Annotated in this window: 19 protein-coding genes and 1 pseudogene; 4 read left to right on the top strand and 16 right to left on the bottom strand. The window is 42.2% G+C overall.

The genetic code is table 11. The features are described 5' to 3' along the window. Positions 1 to 87: 87 nt before the first annotated feature. From HMPREF2764_RS02465 to HMPREF2764_RS02450, 4 genes are all read right to left on the bottom strand, one after another. Entirely contained in the window at positions 88 to 717 is a 630-nt protein-coding gene (locus tag HMPREF2764_RS02465; RefSeq protein WP_000033942.1) for a Pr6Pr family membrane protein, read from the bottom strand. A 2-nt stretch (positions 718 to 719) separates the two neighbouring features. After that, positions 720 to 1058 (bottom strand): zinc ribbon domain-containing protein YjdM, encoded by a 339-nt coding sequence (locus HMPREF2764_RS02460; RefSeq protein WP_001061584.1) that lies wholly within the window; start codon positions 1056 to 1058, stop codon positions 720 to 722. A 130-nt stretch (positions 1059 to 1188) separates the two neighbouring features. After that, positions 1189 to 1860 carry a (d)CMP kinase gene (cmk, locus tag HMPREF2764_RS02455; RefSeq protein WP_070526946.1) on the bottom strand — a complete coding sequence of 224 codons (672 nt, stop codon included), beginning with the start codon at positions 1858 to 1860 and terminating at the stop codon, positions 1189 to 1191. A gap of 9 nt (positions 1861 to 1869) precedes the next feature. Continuing rightward, positions 1870 to 2361 carry an SAG1386/EF1546 family surface-associated protein gene (locus HMPREF2764_RS02450; protein ID WP_023946238.1) on the bottom strand — a complete coding sequence of 164 codons (492 nt, stop codon included), beginning with the start codon at positions 2359 to 2361 and terminating at the stop codon, positions 1870 to 1872. Between the two features lie 45 nt (positions 2362 to 2406). Here HMPREF2764_RS02450 and HMPREF2764_RS09545 point away from each other — a divergent pair, with 45 nt between their 5' ends. Beyond that, positions 2407 to 2604 (top strand): ferredoxin, encoded by a 198-nt coding sequence (locus HMPREF2764_RS09545; RefSeq protein ID WP_024057475.1) that lies wholly within the window; start codon positions 2407 to 2409, stop codon positions 2602 to 2604. 57 nt (positions 2605 to 2661) lie between these two features. On the opposite strand, the gene HMPREF2764_RS02445 is transcribed toward HMPREF2764_RS09545, so the two are convergent. The 6 genes from HMPREF2764_RS02445 to HMPREF2764_RS02420 form a co-directional block, all read right to left on the bottom strand. Next, the gene (locus HMPREF2764_RS02445) at positions 2662 to 3627 is read right to left on the bottom strand and encodes a glycosyltransferase family 2 protein (protein WP_070526943.1); all 966 of its coding nucleotides are present in this window, start codon (positions 3625 to 3627) and stop codon (positions 2662 to 2664) included. 1 nt (position 3628) lies between these two features. Then, positions 3629 to 4648 (bottom strand): UDP-glucose 4-epimerase GalE, encoded by a 1020-nt coding sequence (gene galE, locus HMPREF2764_RS02440; RefSeq protein WP_070526940.1) that lies wholly within the window; start codon positions 4646 to 4648, stop codon positions 3629 to 3631. A gap of 102 nt (positions 4649 to 4750) precedes the next feature. After that, the gene (locus HMPREF2764_RS02435; RefSeq protein WP_070526937.1) at positions 4751 to 5854 is read right to left on the bottom strand and encodes an NAD(P)/FAD-dependent oxidoreductase; all 1104 of its coding nucleotides are present in this window, start codon (positions 5852 to 5854) and stop codon (positions 4751 to 4753) included. Between the two features lie 16 nt (positions 5855 to 5870). Beyond that, positions 5871 to 6668: a Nif3-like dinuclear metal center hexameric protein gene (locus tag HMPREF2764_RS02430; protein ID WP_049502397.1), complete on the bottom strand. Its 798-nt coding sequence runs from the start codon at positions 6666 to 6668 to the stop codon at positions 5871 to 5873. Further along, positions 6655 to 7332, bottom strand: a complete 678-nt coding sequence (locus HMPREF2764_RS02425; protein ID WP_070526933.1) for a tRNA (adenine(22)-N(1))-methyltransferase — start codon at positions 7330 to 7332, stop codon at positions 6655 to 6657. Before HMPREF2764_RS02425 ends, HMPREF2764_RS02430 begins: the two co-directional genes overlap by 14 nt. A 100-nt stretch (positions 7333 to 7432) precedes the next feature. After that, entirely contained in the window at positions 7433 to 9769 is a 2337-nt protein-coding gene (locus tag HMPREF2764_RS02420; RefSeq protein WP_070527868.1) for a cation-translocating P-type ATPase, read from the bottom strand. A gap of 132 nt (positions 9770 to 9901) precedes the next feature. On the opposite strand from HMPREF2764_RS02420, the gene HMPREF2764_RS02415 reads away from it, so the two are divergent. Continuing rightward, positions 9902 to 10651, top strand: a complete 750-nt coding sequence (locus HMPREF2764_RS02415) for a lysophospholipid acyltransferase family protein (RefSeq protein WP_070526930.1) — start codon at positions 9902 to 9904, stop codon at positions 10649 to 10651. Between the two features lie 42 nt (positions 10652 to 10693). Here the strand turns inward: HMPREF2764_RS02415 and HMPREF2764_RS02410 are convergent, their stop codons facing one another. The 6 genes from HMPREF2764_RS02410 to rpsO all read right to left on the bottom strand — a co-directional run bounded on the left by HMPREF2764_RS02410 (position 10694) and on the right by rpsO (position 16003). Next, a complete protein-coding gene (locus HMPREF2764_RS02410) occupies positions 10694 to 11386 on the bottom strand; it encodes an alpha/beta hydrolase-fold protein (RefSeq protein ID WP_070526926.1) in 693 nt (230 codons plus the stop codon). After that, positions 11367 to 12377 (bottom strand): ABC transporter substrate-binding protein, encoded by a 1011-nt coding sequence (locus HMPREF2764_RS02405; protein ID WP_070526923.1) that lies wholly within the window; start codon positions 12375 to 12377, stop codon positions 11367 to 11369. Before HMPREF2764_RS02405 ends, HMPREF2764_RS02410 begins: the two co-directional genes overlap by 20 nt. Before the next feature lie 19 nt (positions 12378 to 12396). Beyond that, on the bottom strand, positions 12397 to 13152 hold the full coding sequence (locus HMPREF2764_RS02400; protein ID WP_000364126.1) for an ABC transporter ATP-binding protein: 756 nt from the start codon (positions 13150 to 13152) through the stop codon (positions 12397 to 12399). A 1-nt stretch (position 13153) separates the two neighbouring features. Further along, positions 13154 to 14200 carry a FecCD family ABC transporter permease gene (locus tag HMPREF2764_RS02395; protein WP_070526921.1) on the bottom strand — a complete coding sequence of 349 codons (1047 nt, stop codon included), beginning with the start codon at positions 14198 to 14200 and terminating at the stop codon, positions 13154 to 13156. Between the two features lie 235 nt (positions 14201 to 14435). Then, positions 14436 to 15056 carry a CadD family cadmium resistance transporter gene (locus HMPREF2764_RS02390; protein ID WP_070526918.1) on the bottom strand — a complete coding sequence of 207 codons (621 nt, stop codon included), beginning with the start codon at positions 15054 to 15056 and terminating at the stop codon, positions 14436 to 14438. A gap of 677 nt (positions 15057 to 15733) precedes the next feature. After that, a complete protein-coding gene (gene rpsO, locus HMPREF2764_RS02385; RefSeq protein ID WP_001018251.1) occupies positions 15734 to 16003 on the bottom strand; it encodes a 30S ribosomal protein S15 in 270 nt (89 codons plus the stop codon). A gap of 205 nt (positions 16004 to 16208) precedes the next feature. Between rpsO and HMPREF2764_RS10120 the strand changes: the two genes are divergently transcribed. Together HMPREF2764_RS10120 and HMPREF2764_RS10355 are read left to right on the top strand one after the other, a co-directional pair. Then, complete coding sequence (locus HMPREF2764_RS10120) at positions 16209 to 16583, top strand: hypothetical protein (protein WP_001252466.1); 375 nt, start codon at positions 16209 to 16211, stop codon at positions 16581 to 16583. A 73-nt stretch (positions 16584 to 16656) separates the two neighbouring features. Continuing rightward, positions 16657 to 16865 (top strand): annotated as a pseudogene (locus tag HMPREF2764_RS10355) (hypothetical protein). Positions 16866 to 16890 lie beyond the last annotated feature (25 nt).

The raw sequence follows: 16890 nt of genomic DNA, 5'->3' as shown, positions 1-16890 counted from the left end.
TGAGGTTGTAGATGAAACTGACGAAGTCAGTAACTATATATACGGCAAGGCGAAACTGACGTGATTTGAAGAGATTCTCGAAGAGTATTAGGATGACTTTCTCTTGATTTGCTTAATAAAGTAGAAGATAAATCCTGCCACCATATAGGCAACAAAGATAATCAGACACCACTTGAACACGACATCCCAACCCTTGTTCACATTCAAAAAGAAGTAAGGGAAGGGACTGACCTTAGAATTAGGAACATCAAGTTTCAGTACCAAGCCATTAAAAAGAGCAAAAATCATATAAAGCAAGGGTAAAATCGTCCACACAATTGGATCCCAAATCTTGTATTGACCCTGTTTGTCAAAAAAGAGGGTATCTGCTAAAAACCAGAGGGGAACGATATAGTGGCAAAGGAAATTTTCTAGAGTATAGAAATTAGTCGCAATGGGTGCCAAGAGGAAATGGTAAATCACACAGGTAATCATGATACTCATGGTGACCCCACCTTTTAAGCGCAAGAGACTTGGTCTTTGCCAGTTTTCACCTAAACGGCTCATAACCTTTAGGAGATAGAGCGTAAAAATCGCGACTAAAAGGTTGGACAGAACCGTATAATAGAGCAACATCCCAAATCCACCATGCTTGGCGATTTCAAGATAAACTCCCGTAAAAGCCGCTAGAAACAAGAAGATACGGCTATAAAATACAAGTTTATAGTGTTTTGACATGCTTAAATTTTCTTCACAAACTCTGATTTGAGTTTCATGGCACCAAAGCCATCAATTTTACAGTCGATATTGTGGTCGCCCTCTACGATGCGGATATTTTTCACGCGCGTCCCTTGTTTCAAATCTTTTGGCGCACCTTTTACTTTCAAGTCCTTGATGAGGGTTACAGTATCACCGTCAGCCAATTTATTCCCGTTGGCATCGATAGCAACAAGGCCCTCTTCTACATCTGCAACTTCAGCAGGATTCCACTCATGAGCACACTCTGGGCAAACCAGTAGGGCACCGTCTTCGTAGACATACTCTGAGTTACATTTTGGGCAATTTGGTAGGTTGTTCATGGTTTCTCCTTATCATCATTCACTATTCTTTGAAAATCAAAATTTCTCGAACAGCAACTATTATACCTTAAAATCAGCATTTTGACAAATTTAGAAAAAAACCGATATCAATCTATCGGCTTCTCTACATTTACATTCTTTTTTCAGCTTCTGCTTTGATTTTTTCAACTACTTCTTGAATGTTCAAGCCAGTTGTATCAAGGTAGACAGCGTCCTCTGCTTGTTTGAGAGGCGAAGTCTCACGATGACTATCCTTGTAGTCACGCGCAGCAATTTCCTCTTTTAGGGTTTCAAGGTCTGTTTCAATTCCCTTGGCAATATTTTCCTTGTAACGACGCTCTGCTCTTTCATCTACCGAAGCTACTAGGAAAATTTTCAATTCTGCTTGTGGCAATACAACAGTCCCAATATCGCGACCGTCCATGACAATCCCACTTTGCTGGGCAATCTCTTGTTGGAGAGAAACTAGTTTCTCACGAACTTCAGGAATCGCCGCAATAGCAGAAACGTGATTGGTCACTTCATTTTCACGGATAGGATGGGTAATATCCACATCTCCTACAAAGACAAGCTGTTCCCCAGTTTCTGAACGCCCAAAACTAATTGGATGCTGGTCTAACAAGGTTAGAAGTGCTTCAACTTCTTCTACTCCTAACTGGTTTTTAAGAGCCATATAAGTCGCTGCACGATACATGGCACCTGTATCGAGGTAGGTATAACCAAAATCCTTGGCAATAATCTTTGCGACCGTACTCTTACCACTGGAAGCTGGACCATCGATAGCAATTTGAATCGTCTTCATTTATGACTCCTATCTAGTCTTAATCACATCTCCAGGATTTGCAAACCAAGATCCTGTAGCCATATGCCCAGGATTCAATGCTTCTAATTGAGCAATTGAAATACCTGCACGAGCGGCAATGGCTGCTTCTCCTTCTCCAGCCATAACTTTTGTAGTTCCTTCTGGATCATTTGGATGTTCTGAGCTACTAGATGACTCTTCTACCTTCTCCTCTGAACTAGAAGATGCCTGCTCTGAACTACTACTAGAAGTAGAAGAAACTTGCTCTACTTTTGTATCTGAATCGTGAAAATCTTTCAAGGCTGCTGTGCGATTACTCCCACCTGACGAAAGATAGATCAGAACAATAATCATCACGACTACAATCACAAAGAAAATACTTGCTAAAATAGTCAAGATACGATTAGCCAGCACTCCTCCACCTTGTTCTCTCTTACGACGTTCTGATCTTGTTTCTTCCTGATTCTCATAAATATCTTCTTGCCACGGTTCTTTTGCCATACCTTACTCCTTGTTTTTTTTTACTTTTCTTATTACAATATAAATATGAAAATCACACTTATACCTGAACGCTGCATTGCCTGTGGGCTTTGCCAAACTTATTCTGAATTATTTGATTACCATGATAATGGAATCGTGCGTTTTTACGATGACCCTGACCAACTAGAAAAAGAAATTTCTCCTAGCCAGGACGTCATAGAAGCTGTTAGAAACTGTCCGACACGTGCCTTGATTAAAGATTAACTATAATATCGACAAGAACGTTCCACTCCTTCTAGTTTAGCATATTTCCATGCAAAATTATAGTCTTTTCTCTTTATTTTTTTCTGTAAAATCAGGAAGGTCACTTTTGTCTTTGATAAGATAAAGTGGTCTTTTTTTAGTCTCCAGATAAATTTTACTGATGTACTTGCCGAGAATCCCAATGGTCAAGAGTTGAATGCCTCCAAGAAAGAGAATGACAGCCATCAGAGAGGTCCAACCTGATGTCGGATTTCCCAAAATGAGGGTCCGAACCACAACAAAAAAGGTCATGAGTAGAGAAATAAAACAAGATAGGAGACCCGCTACAAAAGCTATAATCAAGGGAAAATCTGAAAAATTGACAATCCCCTCAATGGAGTAGAAAAAAAGTTGCCTAAAATTCCAACTGGTCTTGCCAGCCTGCCTTTCGACATTTGGATAGTCCAGATAGTGGGTTTTAAAACCCACCCAGGCAAAAAGTCCCTTTGAAAAACGATTAGACTCGGTCAAAGCTAAAATAGCATCGACTACAGACCTTCTCATTATGCGAAAATCACGGACACCTGACGGCAGGGCTACTGGACTGATTTTTTGCATGAGGCGGTAAAAGAGATTGGCGCATAAACTGCGAAAGAAGGGTTCCCCTTTCCGACTAGTTCTTCGTGTCCCAACGCAGTCCAAGTCTGCATTCTGATCTAGTAAGGCTTTCATCTCAAGCAACATTCTAGGAGGATCTTGGAGGTCCGCATCCATTACCACCACCAAATCTCCTGTCGCATACTGCAGGCCTGCATAGAGGGCTGCTTCTTTGCCAAAATTTCGAGAGAAAGAAAGATAATGCACTGCCGGATTTTGTTCCCGATAGACCTTTAAGAGTTCCAAGGTCCCATCACTCGATCCATCATCGACAAAGACATACTCGATTTCTGTTCCCAAATCAGGAATCAAATCTTCCAAAGCCTGATAAAAAAGAGGAAGTACTTCCTCTTCGTTTAAACAGGGGACAATGATTGAAATCACCATCTTAGTCTTCAAATCCATTTGGATGCTTGCTTTGCCAACGCCATGCGTCTTCACACATTTGGGTGATGTCTAGTTCTGCTTCCCAACCAAGTTCTGCTTTGGCTTTTGCTGGGTCTGAATAGCAGGCTGCGATATCACCTGGGCGACGGTCTACAATGCGGTAAGGAATCGGACGTCCCACTGCTTTTTCCATGTTTTGGATAATTTCAAGAACTGAGTAGCCTTTACCTGTTCCAAGGTTATAAACGTTTAGGCCTGAACCTTTTTGGATTTTTTTCAGAGCTGCAACGTGACCTTTAGCCAAATCGACAACGTGGATATAGTCACGAACACCAGTTCCGTCTTCCGTATCGTAATCATCTCCAAACACTTGCACTTGCTCTAATTTTCCAACGGCTACTTGAGTCACATATGGCAAGAGGTTGTTTGGAATACCATTTGGATTTTCTCCTAGGTCTCCACTTTCATGAGCTCCGATTGGGTTAAAGTAACGAAGCAAGACCACATTCCATTCTGAGTTTGCCTTGTAGATATCGGTCAAAATTTCCTCAAGCATGAGTTTGGTACGGCCATATGGATTGGTCACTGAAAGTGGGAAATCTTCCAAGATTGGCACTGTATGAGGATCTCCGTAAACTGTCGCAGAAGAACTGAAAATGATGTTTTTACAGTTGTTTTCTTCCATGACCTTCAAAAGACTAACAGTTCCAGCGATATTATTGTCATAGTAGGCAAGAGGAATACGGGTAGATTCACCGACAGCCTTCAAGCCAGCAAAATGAATGACACCAGTTGGTTCTTCTTGCTTGAAAATATCTCTGAGTGTATCTGTGTCACGGATATCTGCCTCATAAAACGGAATTTCAACTCCTGTGATTCTTTCAACAACTTCTAAACTTTTTCTGTTACTATTAACAAGGTTATCCACCACAACAACTTGATGACCTGCTTGGATTAACTCAATAACAGTGTGGGTTCCGATAAAACCTGCTCCACCCGTTACCAAAATCTTTTCTTGCATCTTCTTTCCTCGATTCTCAGATTATTTTTTCTTATTTTACCATTTTTGATAGGGAATGTCATTTGCCATCCTAGAGGGTAGGATAAAATTTCAGTAAAATGCTTATTCGCTTTTTACCCGTTTGACATAGTTTTCAATTGGGTAGTTTAGAGGGTCCAAGGTCAACTCCTTGTCTTGGATCAGTTGAGCTAGATGGTAACCAATGATAGGACCAGTTGTGAGGCCTGAGGAACCTAGTCCACTAGCAGCATAGACACCTGATAAGCCAGGTACTTGTCCAAAGAAAGGAGAGAAATCACTGGTATAGGCACGGATTCCCACACGCTCAGCTCTTGAAGTCGCTACTGCCAAGACTGGATAGTGAGGCAAGGCTGCCTCCTCCATTTGTTGGAGTAAGGTTTCATCTACCGTCAAATCAAATCCCATATCATTTTCATGGGTAGCGCCTAGGGATAATTTCCCACCTGCAAAAGGAATCAAATCCCACTCCCCTTCTGGCATAACAACAGGGTAAGCTTCCATGTCTTGGGCAAGTTGATAATCTCGGAGTTGCCCCTTTTGGGGACGAACATCTACTTCATAACCTAAAGGCTCTAACAGATGTCCCAACCAAGCTCCCATCGCCAAAATAACCTGATCAAACACCTCTTCGTCAATCTGGTAACCTGATGCTAAAGGTATCAGAGTCACTTTTTCTTTGACCAGCTTGACCTGACTGGCTTCCAGCAAACGAGTCACTAAAAGTTGGCCATCTACTCTCGCTCCACCAGAAGCATAGAGCAGGTGATCAAATTCCTGCAAGCCAGGGAATAATTCATTAGCTGATGCTGAGTCCAGAATGGCTAATTGCCCTATCAAAGGAGATTCTTCTCTACGCTGGAGGGCTAGTTGATAGAGTTCTTCCAACTTAGTTTCATCCTTTTTCAGGAGAAAGACTCCCGAACGCTGGTAAAAGTCGATTTCTTGTCCTGACTTCTCTAAATCTGCTAATAAATCCACATAAAAGTCAGCCCCCAAGCGCGCCATTTTGTACCAGGCCTTATTGCGGCGTTTGGAAAACCAGGGGCTGATAATTCCTGCTGCGGCCTTAGTAGCCTGACCTTGTCCATGATCAAAGACTGTTACTTCTAGATCACTTTCTTTCGAGAGGTAGTAGGCAGCTGTTGCACCTACAATCCCTGCTCCAATAATGGCAACTTTTTTCATTGTCTTCACCTTCTAACTAGATATGGTGGAAAGGATTGGTCGATGCTTGACTAGGTAAGATATCAATAGTCCAGCCTTTTTCCTCTTTCCATTGATTAAGAAGCTCTGCAATTTTTTCTACAAAAAGCACTTCGATATAGTGACCTGGGTCCAAGGCTAGCAAGCCATCAGACAGCATATCCTGAGCAGTGTGGTAGTAAATATCACCAGTGATATAAACATCTGCCCCCTTTGCCAAAGCATCCTTATAGAAAGACTGCCCGCTACCACCACAGATGGCCACTCTTGAAATAGGCTTCTGCAAATCTCTCTCTTGATAATGCACCAATCGAAGGCTATCTAAACCAAAGACTTGCTTGACATGCTGGGCCAATTCCCCAAATGTCTGAGGCTGAACATTCCCAATACGTCCAATTCCACGTTCAGGACCTGTCTCCTGCAGATAAGTCGTTTCCTCGATACCTAGCATCTGACAGAACCAATCATTGAGGCCATTTTCAACGATGTCAATATTGGTATGGCTGACATAAACTGCGATGTCATGCTTTATCAAATCAATGTAAATCTGATTTTGTGGACGGCTAGCTACCAAATCCTTGATGGGACGGAAAATCGGCGCATGCTTGACAATAATCAAGTCTACACCCTTTTCAATGGCTTCAACCACCGTTTCTTCACGAATATCGAGAGCCACCATGACCCTTTGGATATCCTTGTCTAAAGTACCAATTTGCAGACCACGACTGTCTCCCTCCATGGAAAATTCCTGAGGGCAAAAGGCTTCATACGCATTAATCACTTCACTTGCTAACATGGAGAACCTCCTTGATGGCTTGAATTTTATCTACTAGAACTTGACGTTCTTCCAGATTTTTTTCTGGGATTTGTCCGAGGGCAAACTCTAGCTTAACAGCTTCTTTTTGCCATTTTTGGACAAAGACTGGACTGACCTCTTTGGACAAGAAGGGACCAAAGCGAACATCACTAGCTGATAGCTTCATTTGTCCTGCTTCCACCACCAAAATCTCGTAAAACTTGTCAGCCTCTTCTAAGATACTTTCAGCTACAATCTGAAATTCGTTCTCTTGTAGCCAGATACGCAAGTCGTCTTCACGATTATTGGGTTGGAGGATTAAACGCTCTACATTAGCTAACTTGTCCAAGCCTTCTTCTAAAATCCTGGCAATCAAACGACCACCCATACCAGCAATGGTAATGACCGATACCTTATCTGCCTCTTCAAAGGCTGCCAAGCCATTTGCTAAACGGACTTGGATTTTCTCCTTTAACCCGTGACTTTCAACATTTTTAACCGCGGACTGGTAGGGACCTTCTACAACCTCACCTGCAATGGCACTTTTGATTTGTCCTCTTTCGACCAACTCGATAGGCAGATAAGCATGGTCACTCCCCACATCTAGTAAAATGGCTCCCTGTGGCACAAAGGAAGCCACTAATTCTAATCTCTTTGAAATCATCTTCTCTCACTTTCCAAACTCTATTACCTCTTATTATACCACATTTCAGCTGGCAATCTTGTACCTAAAAAGACCGCAATCCACAGATTGCAGCCTTTCTTTATTTTCTAGCTTGGTAGCGACTGGTCAAAATGAAAATCACGGTAAAGACCAACATCATGACACCATAAACAGGTAATGTTTGTCCTGTTAAGGTTGAAATTTCAAGTAGTTTTTGAATTCTTGGGAAGAGAGCTGTAGCTAGGAAGCCTCCTACTGACCAAACAATCAAGAGGACACGCCATAGGGTAAATGGCATGCAGGCTCTAAATACGGATAAGAAACCAATTGACCCCAAGAGATAATAGAGTAGAGTTGAGATTTCTAACTCAGACCAACCTTGGCTACTTCCAAATATTTTCACAAAAAGAACGCTGAACACAACCATGAGAGCACTTGGTAGAGCACGAAGCATGGATCTTCTGAGGAAGTTTGGCTCAACAGGTTTGATATTTCGCTCAAAAGTCAGAACGAATGGTGGGAAACCTTCCACGAACTGGTCAATCATGGTAATCTGGATCGGAATGAAAGGGAAGATCAAGATCCACTCAGATCGTCCCAGAAGAGCACTGGCGATACAGATAACTGCGAGCAAGAAAGAATAGATGGTCTTTATCAAGAAAATCGGGGCGATATGGGCAATGTTATTGACCACGCGACGACCTTCAAAGAGAATCTCAGGAACATCATTAAAGTCAGAGTTCAAGAGAACCAGATTGGCAATCTGACGCGTCGCCGGATCCCCTTCCGCCATCACGATAGAACAATCCGCCTCACGAAGGGCGAGAATATCATTGACTCCGTCTCCTGTCATAGCTGTTGTATGCCCCGCTTTTTTCAGTGTTTGGATAATGAGTTTCTTTTGATGAGGGGAAACACGTCCGAAAATAGCTGTCTCCTCAGCCATAGTAATCAATTCCTCATCCGTGATTTTCGAGCAATCTACATAACTGTCATAGTCCGCAAAACCAGCCTTCTGGGCAATACTGGACACTGTAACTGGATTGTCACCAGAGATGATCTTGAGACCCACTTCCTGAGAACGGAGATAGTCCAACGTCTCTGCTGCTCCCTCTCGAATCGGATCCAAGATTTCCAGCAGGGCCAGAGCCTGAATATCAGATGGTTTCTGTGGTTTGTGATGGTCTAATTTCTCCTGACTGAGAGCTAAGACCAAGACACGTGACCCTCTCTCCAAGGCCTCCCTGGCTTCTGGGGCTTCAGAGTCCAGCAACATCTCAGGCGCACCTAAGAAAACTGTCCCCAAACCTTCCAATTCCATAGCTCCCCACTTGCGGTCGCTGGAGAAGGGAAGATTAGAGAGCATAGGATAGGCTACTTGGCCTTGGAATCGCTGGCGAATAGCTTGGGCAGTTGGATTTTTATCCTCACTGTGGGCCATGTAGCTGGCCAAAATGCTGGCAATAGTCTCTTCACCATAAGTTGCCGTCAGTGGAAGAACAGCCTCCACCTGCATCTTTCCTTGGGTGATGGTGCCCGTCTTGTCCAAACAGAGCATATCCACGCGTGCCAAGGTCTCAACAGAGTACATCTCCTGCACCAAGACCTTTTTCAAGCCCAACTTAATCACCGCAGTCAAAAGCGAAGTAATGGTCAAAAGGGCAATTCCCTTAGGTAACATCCCCAGAAGGGCTGTCGACGAATTTACAACGGACGACTTAAGAGGCAAGCCTTTTAAAAGCAAGGCTTCTAGTAAGAGAGCCAGACCAAAAGGAATGATAATCTTCCCAGTAAAACCAGCTAGCCTGTCCAACGATTTCATGATACGAGAGTTGATTGGTTTAACGGTCTTGGCTTCCAGCATGAGTTTGGCAGCATAGTTATCAGATCCAACATGGTGAACTTGAGCTAAAACTGCCCCACTGGCTAAGAAACTTCCTGACAAAAGCAAGCCATCCACTTCCTTTTGCACCAAATCACTTTCCCCCGTCAACATGGCTTCATTGACTTCCGCAAAGCCTTCCAAAACCAAGGCATCACTGGGAATCTGCTCTCCTGCAGATAAACGAATGACATCTCCTAACACCAATTCTTCAGGATTCAGAGCCACTTCTTGGCCATCACGAATAGTCTTGACCTTTTCCTTGGTCATAAGATTGAGCTTGTCCACCATGTGTTTGGCCCGCAGCTCGGTCACAATTCCAGAAAAAGCGTTAAAGCAGATAACAGCAAAGAAGACCAAATTGCTCCAAGCCTGCACAAAGGCTAGTGCCAAAGCAATGGCAAAGTTTAAAGCGTTAAAAAGGGTAAAGACATTTCGTTTAACGATTTGCCAAGTGCTAGTACTGGCCGATGCAGTAAAATCATTGACCAAGCCCTTAGCCTGTCTTTCCTTGACATCTCTTTGGGTTAATCCCATAATCTTATTTTTATCCATAAATTCTATCATATCATTTTTTCTAAAAGAATTCTAATCTCACCCCAAATATGCACCTAGTCAAGGGAAAAGTTTGCCAGCCCTCCTTTGATAAGGTATAATAATAACAAGAAAATAATCGAAGGAGATCGCATGTTTTATACTTATTTACGTGGATTGGTTGTCTTGCTCCTATGGTCCATCAATGGCAATGCCCATTATCATAATACTGATAAAATTCCTAATCAAGATGAAAATTATATTTTGGTTGCACCTCACCGCACCTGGTGGGATCCAGTTTATATGGCCTTTGCGACCAAACCAAAACAATTTATCTTTATGGCCAAAAAAGAGCTCTTTACCAACCGTATCTTTGGCTGGTGGATCCGTATGTGTGGCGCCTTTCCTATCGACCGAGAAAAACCTAATGCCTCTGCCATCAAGTACCCTATCAACGTCCTCAAAAAAAGCGACCGCTCTCTCATCATGTTTCCAAGTGGGAGCCGTCACTCAAACGATGTCAAGGGTGGCGTAGCCCTGATTGCCAAGATGGCCAAAGTCAGTATCATGCCGGTTACCTACACAGGTCCCATGACCTTGAAAGGTTTGGTTAGCCGTGAACGTGTGGATATGAACTTTGGAAATCCTATCGATATCTCAGACATCAAGAAAATGAATGATGAAGGGATTGAAATGGTTGCAGACCGTATCCAAGCAGAATTCCAACGTCTGGACGAAGAAACCAAGCAATGGCACAATGATAAAAAACCAAACCCACTCTGGTGGTTTGTCCGCATCCCAGCCCTCATCCTTGCTGTGATTGTTGGTATCCTAACAATTATCTTTACCTTCATCGCAAGCTTTATCTGGAATCCAGATAAGAAGAGAGAGAAACTTGGTTAAAAAATACAATTATCCCTTGGCTTTTACCAAGGGATATTTCTTTTATGAAATTTTCCATTTTTGGGCCAACCAATTGGAAAAGGCTAGGAATCGTTCAGCCACTTGCTCATGATGCCCATAGGGATCAAAGACAAACTGACCAGTTGGATAGCATTGCTGAAGACTGGTATGAATCTGCTCGGCATAGACTGGTGCCTGAGCCAAGCGATTGGTATGATGGGCTCCTTCTGTTTGACCATTCTGTAAATACAGTAAACAGTCCAAATTTTTCACCTTTTCTTCCCTGCAATAAGTCGTAAAATCAGGATACCAAAAGGAACCACAGATAGAGAAGACACAGGGGACCTTGTCAAAGCTGAAAAGACTGTATACTGCCACCAAACCACCTAGTGAGTATCCTCCATAAGCAAGGCGATTTTTGTCCAGACGATAAAGTGACTGCAACTTGTCTAAAAGACCTCCAAATAAATGACTATGATAGGTATTTGCCTGACCGCCAAAATCTGGAGCCCCATCTCTCAGAGCAGCTGCCTTCCATGGAGTGTAATCGTCTAGGCGATTTTTAGAGGTCAAGCCCACTAAAATTACAGATTCTGAAAGGGAAGATAGAAAATTCAAGTTTCCATCATTCAAGAGAATAGCTGGATAGGTTTGGTTGGGATCATAGGTCGAAGGAAGGCTGATCTTAACTTGAATCCCTTCCCAATCAAACTCATTATTTATTGATAAAGTCATTGATTTTCTCAAGGGAATCAATCACTGCTGGACCATAGTCCATCAACTCATCGTAAGAAATGGTCATGATTTTTTGATTCTTAATTGCAGGAACGTTTTCCAAAACTTCATTTGCCTTCATCAACTCTACTGCGTTGGCATCCAATTTTTTGTTGCGGTCGCTGGTTACATAGATAATCAATTCAGGATCCATTGACACGAGATTTTCCAAGGTTAAGCCTGATGTTCCCGTTGCGACGTTGGTATAACCAAGTTGATTTAGAAGGCTCTCTTGCAAAGCAGACTTGTAAGCGCCGAAGGTTTCGTCGTTATAAGCAACCATAATCAAAGCCTTTTTCTTTTCACCTTGGCTTGCTGGGTTTGCTTTCTTAACAGCGTCAATTTTAGCTTGTAATTGGGCTGCGTATTCATTGGCCTTGTCCTGAACATTGAAAATCATTCCAAGATTTTTGACATCTTCTACGATATTTCCCAAATCTTGCTGAATCGTTGAGAGAGAAGCTTTTTGTGTATAGACTGGGATTTTGTTTTCATTCCAAGTGCTAACTGTTCCCAAGGATTTTTCAGAAAACATCATGTTTCGACCCATCACCGCATCTGGTTCATAAGAAAGGACTGTTTCTTGTGAGACTGTTTTTTTGTCCCCAATTTGAGGAATCGTCGCAATCGCGTCCTTGTATTTGTCCGTCACAGCATTGTCAGGGTTGAGCATGCCAGCAATTTTATCCTTCAAGCCTAACTCCAATAAGATTTCAGTGGTTGAAAGATTGTTGGTGATAACTTTTTCAGGTGCCTTGTCAAAGACTTGTTCGACTTCATTTCCCTTAGCGTCATAGGTCTTGACCGTTAACGGATAAGTCGTCTCTGCACTGGCCTTTTGACTTGTTTCTGTGCTAGACTGTGTGGTAGCTTTTTCTGTAGTAGTGTTACCACAAGCTGCCATGGTTAAGGTAGCTACTGTTACGAGTAAAATGCTTAGTGTTTTTTTCATCTTATTTTCCTTTTCTTTCTTATAAATAGTGAATCATGGCTTGCTGATCCTCGGTCCAAGTAACCTGACTTTGAACTCCGTATACAGTTTGCAATGACTCAGGGGTGATGGTCTCCTTTGGAGTCCCTTGGTAAAGGATTTCTCCCTCTTTCATCAGATAGAGATAATCCGAATAGCGACAAGCAAGTTGAATATCATGCAGGACAGCTAGAACATTGACCTTAAGATTCTTCACAATAGCCAACAAGTCTAACTGATACTTGATATCCAGGTGATTGGTTGGCTCGTCCAGAAGCAAGAGAGTCGGTTCTTGCGCTAAGGCGCGTGCTAATAAGACTCGCTGTTTCTCCCCCCCTGACAGAGACGAATAGAGACGAGTTTTCTTCTCAAGCATATCCACCTTGACGAGAGCATCTTGAACGAGGGCATAATCCCTTTCCTTTTCCTTCTGTAGAAAAGAGAGGTGGGGAGTTCTGCCCAGCAAGACGATTTCCTCAACTGTACAATCAAACTGCAATTGATTAAACTGGGTGACAACTGCCATTTGCTTGGCTGTTTCTTTGAGTGACCAATGCTCCAGTGGCTTTCCATCTAAGCTTATCAAGCCTTTGTCCGCCCTTTCCTGACGATAGAGGAGTTTAAGCAGACTGGTTTTCCCACTTCCATTTGGCCCTAGTATCGTGTGAAATTGATGCCCCTCAACCTTAAGAGAAACTCCTTTGAGGATTTTTTTCTCTCCTAGTCCAAAGTGGACATCCTGACAAATCAAGTCCATATCAGGCCCTCACCTCCTTTCGCCTACCTCCTACAATGTAGATGAAGAAGGGAGCACCTACCAAGGCTGTGAAAATACCAATCGGCAGCTCGGCATTTGGAATGATGACACGAGAAAGTACATCTGCCCAGACGACAAAGAGGGCACCCAGTAAGGTCGCAACGGGAAAAAGTCTCCTGTAATTCGTTCCTACTAAGCCTCGAGCTAAGTGAGGAGTAATGAGACCAACAAATCCAATAATCCCACAGGTTGCTACTAAGACTGCTGTCAGCACAGCCACCATGGTCACATAAAGATACCAATAGAAGCGTAAGGGTATCCCCAAAGTTAAAGCAGCCTCATCTCCCATCATCATCGCATTAAAAACACGATACTGAGTAGAGAAAAATAGAAAGGCCATTCCTACTACTATAGTTGGCAGGACTAAGTCAGACCAGGTAGTCCCGGCAAGCGAGCCCATGGTCCAAAACTTAATGGTCATCACACTGTCCGCATTAGCGCCAACTGAGATAATAAAGTTGGAAAAAGCCAGAAAGAGAGCATTGACCACCGTTCCTGATAAAATCAGACTGGAAGTCGTCATCCTTCCCTGCATAGAGGCAATGATGAGGACAGCGACTGTTGCCAAAATAGCTCCAAGAAAAGCTCCAAGGCTAATCATCACTTTTAAACCGAGAATGATGCTCAAGGTTGCTCCTAGAGTTGCACCCGCAGAGATGCCTAAGACATAGGGCTCAGCGATAGGGTTGTTTACCGTGGACTGCATCACGCTACCACACATGGAAAGACCAGCCCCTACTATCAGGCCTAACAATACTCGGGGGAACCTCATGTTCCATACAATGGCAAGAGTAGACTTGGAAACCTCTCCTATCTCAAGAGGAATCCCCAATCTGCTCAAAATAATCCGATAGGTATCTCCTAGATCAATTGCAACAGACCCCATAGAAACAGCTAAAAAGAGGGAAATTCCTAAAACACCTAGCAAAATACCTAAAAGTAAAACAAACTGCAGATTCTGTCGGCTTCCAGAAAATTTGGAAAGCATGAAAACCTCCTTTGATAGAATCTTAAAAATTTAGAAAATTCTCATGAAAAGTATACCATATTTTCAACTGCGTAACAAGATGAGAACAAATGAATATAGTTGGTTTTATTGTGCTAGGAACCGTAACCGAAGATTAAACTTGAGTATGTCGAGGTAAGGTGACAACATAAAAAGCCCTCTGAAAATCAGAGAGCCAATTTGAGCTCGGGCTAAAATCCTAGTGAAACAAAAAAATCTACACGATCAGAAAAGTCTCTATCGTGCCATTTTCATACATGATGTATAGTCCAAGTAGAATGAATACTAAGGGCACAATGATTCGCTCGTATTTTTCAATTGTCTCGAATATTAACGGAATAGAGGATAACACCCGACTAAGCTCGCATAAGATAATTATGCCGATTACAAACACAAGCAACGCCACGAGGGTCTGTGACCAATCTAACGAAGCAAAATAAGGTATATAGATACCTAAATTATCTCCGCCAGACGCAATTGTCAGCAATGTAACTGTCCAAAACAGTTGATTTGCCTTGCTTTGTTCTAATCTTTCAATAATTTCTTCCTCTTCTTCCTCTTCTTCCTCACCTTCTCCAACAATTGCAAAGCGAATCCCTAAATAGATAGGGATTAAACCAAGCAATCCAACCATCCATTCTTCAGGCACGAAATTAACGACATAAGCAGCAACTAAACTCGCCCCTACAAGTAAGCCTGTGCCTAGATATTGCCCCGCATAAATATGCCATTTTTGTTTATTCTGTGATAGCTGTGCAAATAAAATAAATAAAATAATTAAATAATCGATACTGGTGGAAACATAAACACCAATAGCAGATATGATTGTCTGTCCCATAAAAAACCTCCTGTATTGGTCAGTAATAAATCAGCAGATTTTAGGAGAGCACAGACACATTAATTTAGCTATCGCTAGTGGGTAATGTCGAACATAGGAAAGCATTTTACTCCTCCTCAAAACGTAGTTACAAAGTAATTTCTAACTGGAATTCGGTGACTACTTCCATGTAAAGTATAACATACTATACTTTACTTCGTAAAGTGTGGGCTCTCCGAAGGGGCTTGCAGACAGCTACTCGGCTTTTCAAGCCGAGTAGCTACGCACCCTTATGGTGTAATTAGCTGATACCATTTGAGGTTTTTGTAGTCTCCAAAATTGTGACCGATAAAACCTCAATAAAAGAGCCCTCTGAAGTCCGAGAGCTGATTTGAGCCCGGGCTAAAATCCTAGTGAAAAAGATGAAACTCCTTGTGTTCATCGAACACTGTGTCATTTCCCTATTTTCATACGGATTTCTTACGCCCTTAGCATCATGATTCTTGCTGGATAAACCGTTTATAGACTAGACGGCGAGAAGAAGAATGTACGAAACTTTCAGTGAAACAAAAAAATCTCCCCGAAGGGAGATCATTCTGGTTTATTTTACCTTACAGTGCTAGGAACCGTAACCGAAGATAATACTTGAGTATATCGAGGTAAGGTGACAACGCAATGTAAGTGGAAAATAAAGCAGATTAGCGACGAAGTCCTAGAGAGTTGATCAACTCACGGTAACGGTTAACGTCGTTTTTACGCAAGTATGCAAGCAAGTTACGACGGCGACCGATTTTTTTCATCAATCCACGGTAAGTAGCGTGGTCTTTTTTGTGTTGTTTGATGTGTTCGTTAAGGTGGTTGATTTCCCAAGTAAGGACAGCAACTTGAACCTCTACTGAACCTGTATCACCTTCGTGACGTGCATATTGTGCGATGATTTCATTTTTTTTCTCTTTTGAGATTGCCATGATGTTTCTCCTTTTTATTTGGCTTCATCCGAGTGACAGGTTGGCATGCCTGTAACCAAGAAGAAGTTATTTGTCTTTACGACAATCCCTATTCTACCAATAACTAACTTCTTTGTCAACAGATTTACTTTCTTGTTTTAAACATGCTATAATAATCATAGCAAGAGATTTAAGTTATCTGTTTTTTTAAAACGAGGTGATTATCATGCGTAGATTCTATTTCCATCTCCCCTACTATCTGGTCATATCCTTCTTTTATTGGCCACTTTATGAGTTGTTCTTGCTAGTTGTTTCTGACCCCCTTACACTCAAGGGACTCTATATAAACAATCTTCTCTTCTTTACACCTCTGGTAATCTTGATTATATCGCTACTCTATAGCTACCGTTTCCGTTTCTCACTTTGGTGGTTAATTGGTAACGGACTGCTCTTTTGCTTTACTATCATAACCTTTGGTGAATTTATCTGGTTTTACTTTTTAGCCTATGAAATCTTTGCTCTGGTGGGCATGGCTTCCGGTATTGGTATCAAGTATATTCTACAAAAAATGAAAAACAAAAAACTTTCACAAAATCCTTGAAAAATCTCACAATCATGCTATAATAATCCATAGAGACAAGTCACTTAGTCCCTTTCTACTAGAGAGTGCGTGGTTGCTGGAAACGCATAGGAAGCCTAAACTGATACTACTCTTGAGTTTTTTATGAAAACATAAAACGGTGGCCACGTTAGAGCCAATCAGAGGTGTCCCTCTTTTTTGAGGAACATAAATGAAGGTGGAACCACGTTGCGACGTCCTTTCGAGGATGTCGCTTTTTGTTTTTCTAGCTTTCACAGTCCTCTGTCCCTGTTTTCAGAATAGGGTTAACACATTCGTCAATAATATA

Source organism: Streptococcus sp. HMSC073F11 (assembly GCF_001810785.1).
In the GTDB taxonomy this organism is placed as follows: domain Bacteria; phylum Bacillota; class Bacilli; order Lactobacillales; family Streptococcaceae; genus Streptococcus.
Note: the sequence above shows the minus strand (reverse complement) of the source record. Positions and strands in the feature narration are given on the sequence as shown.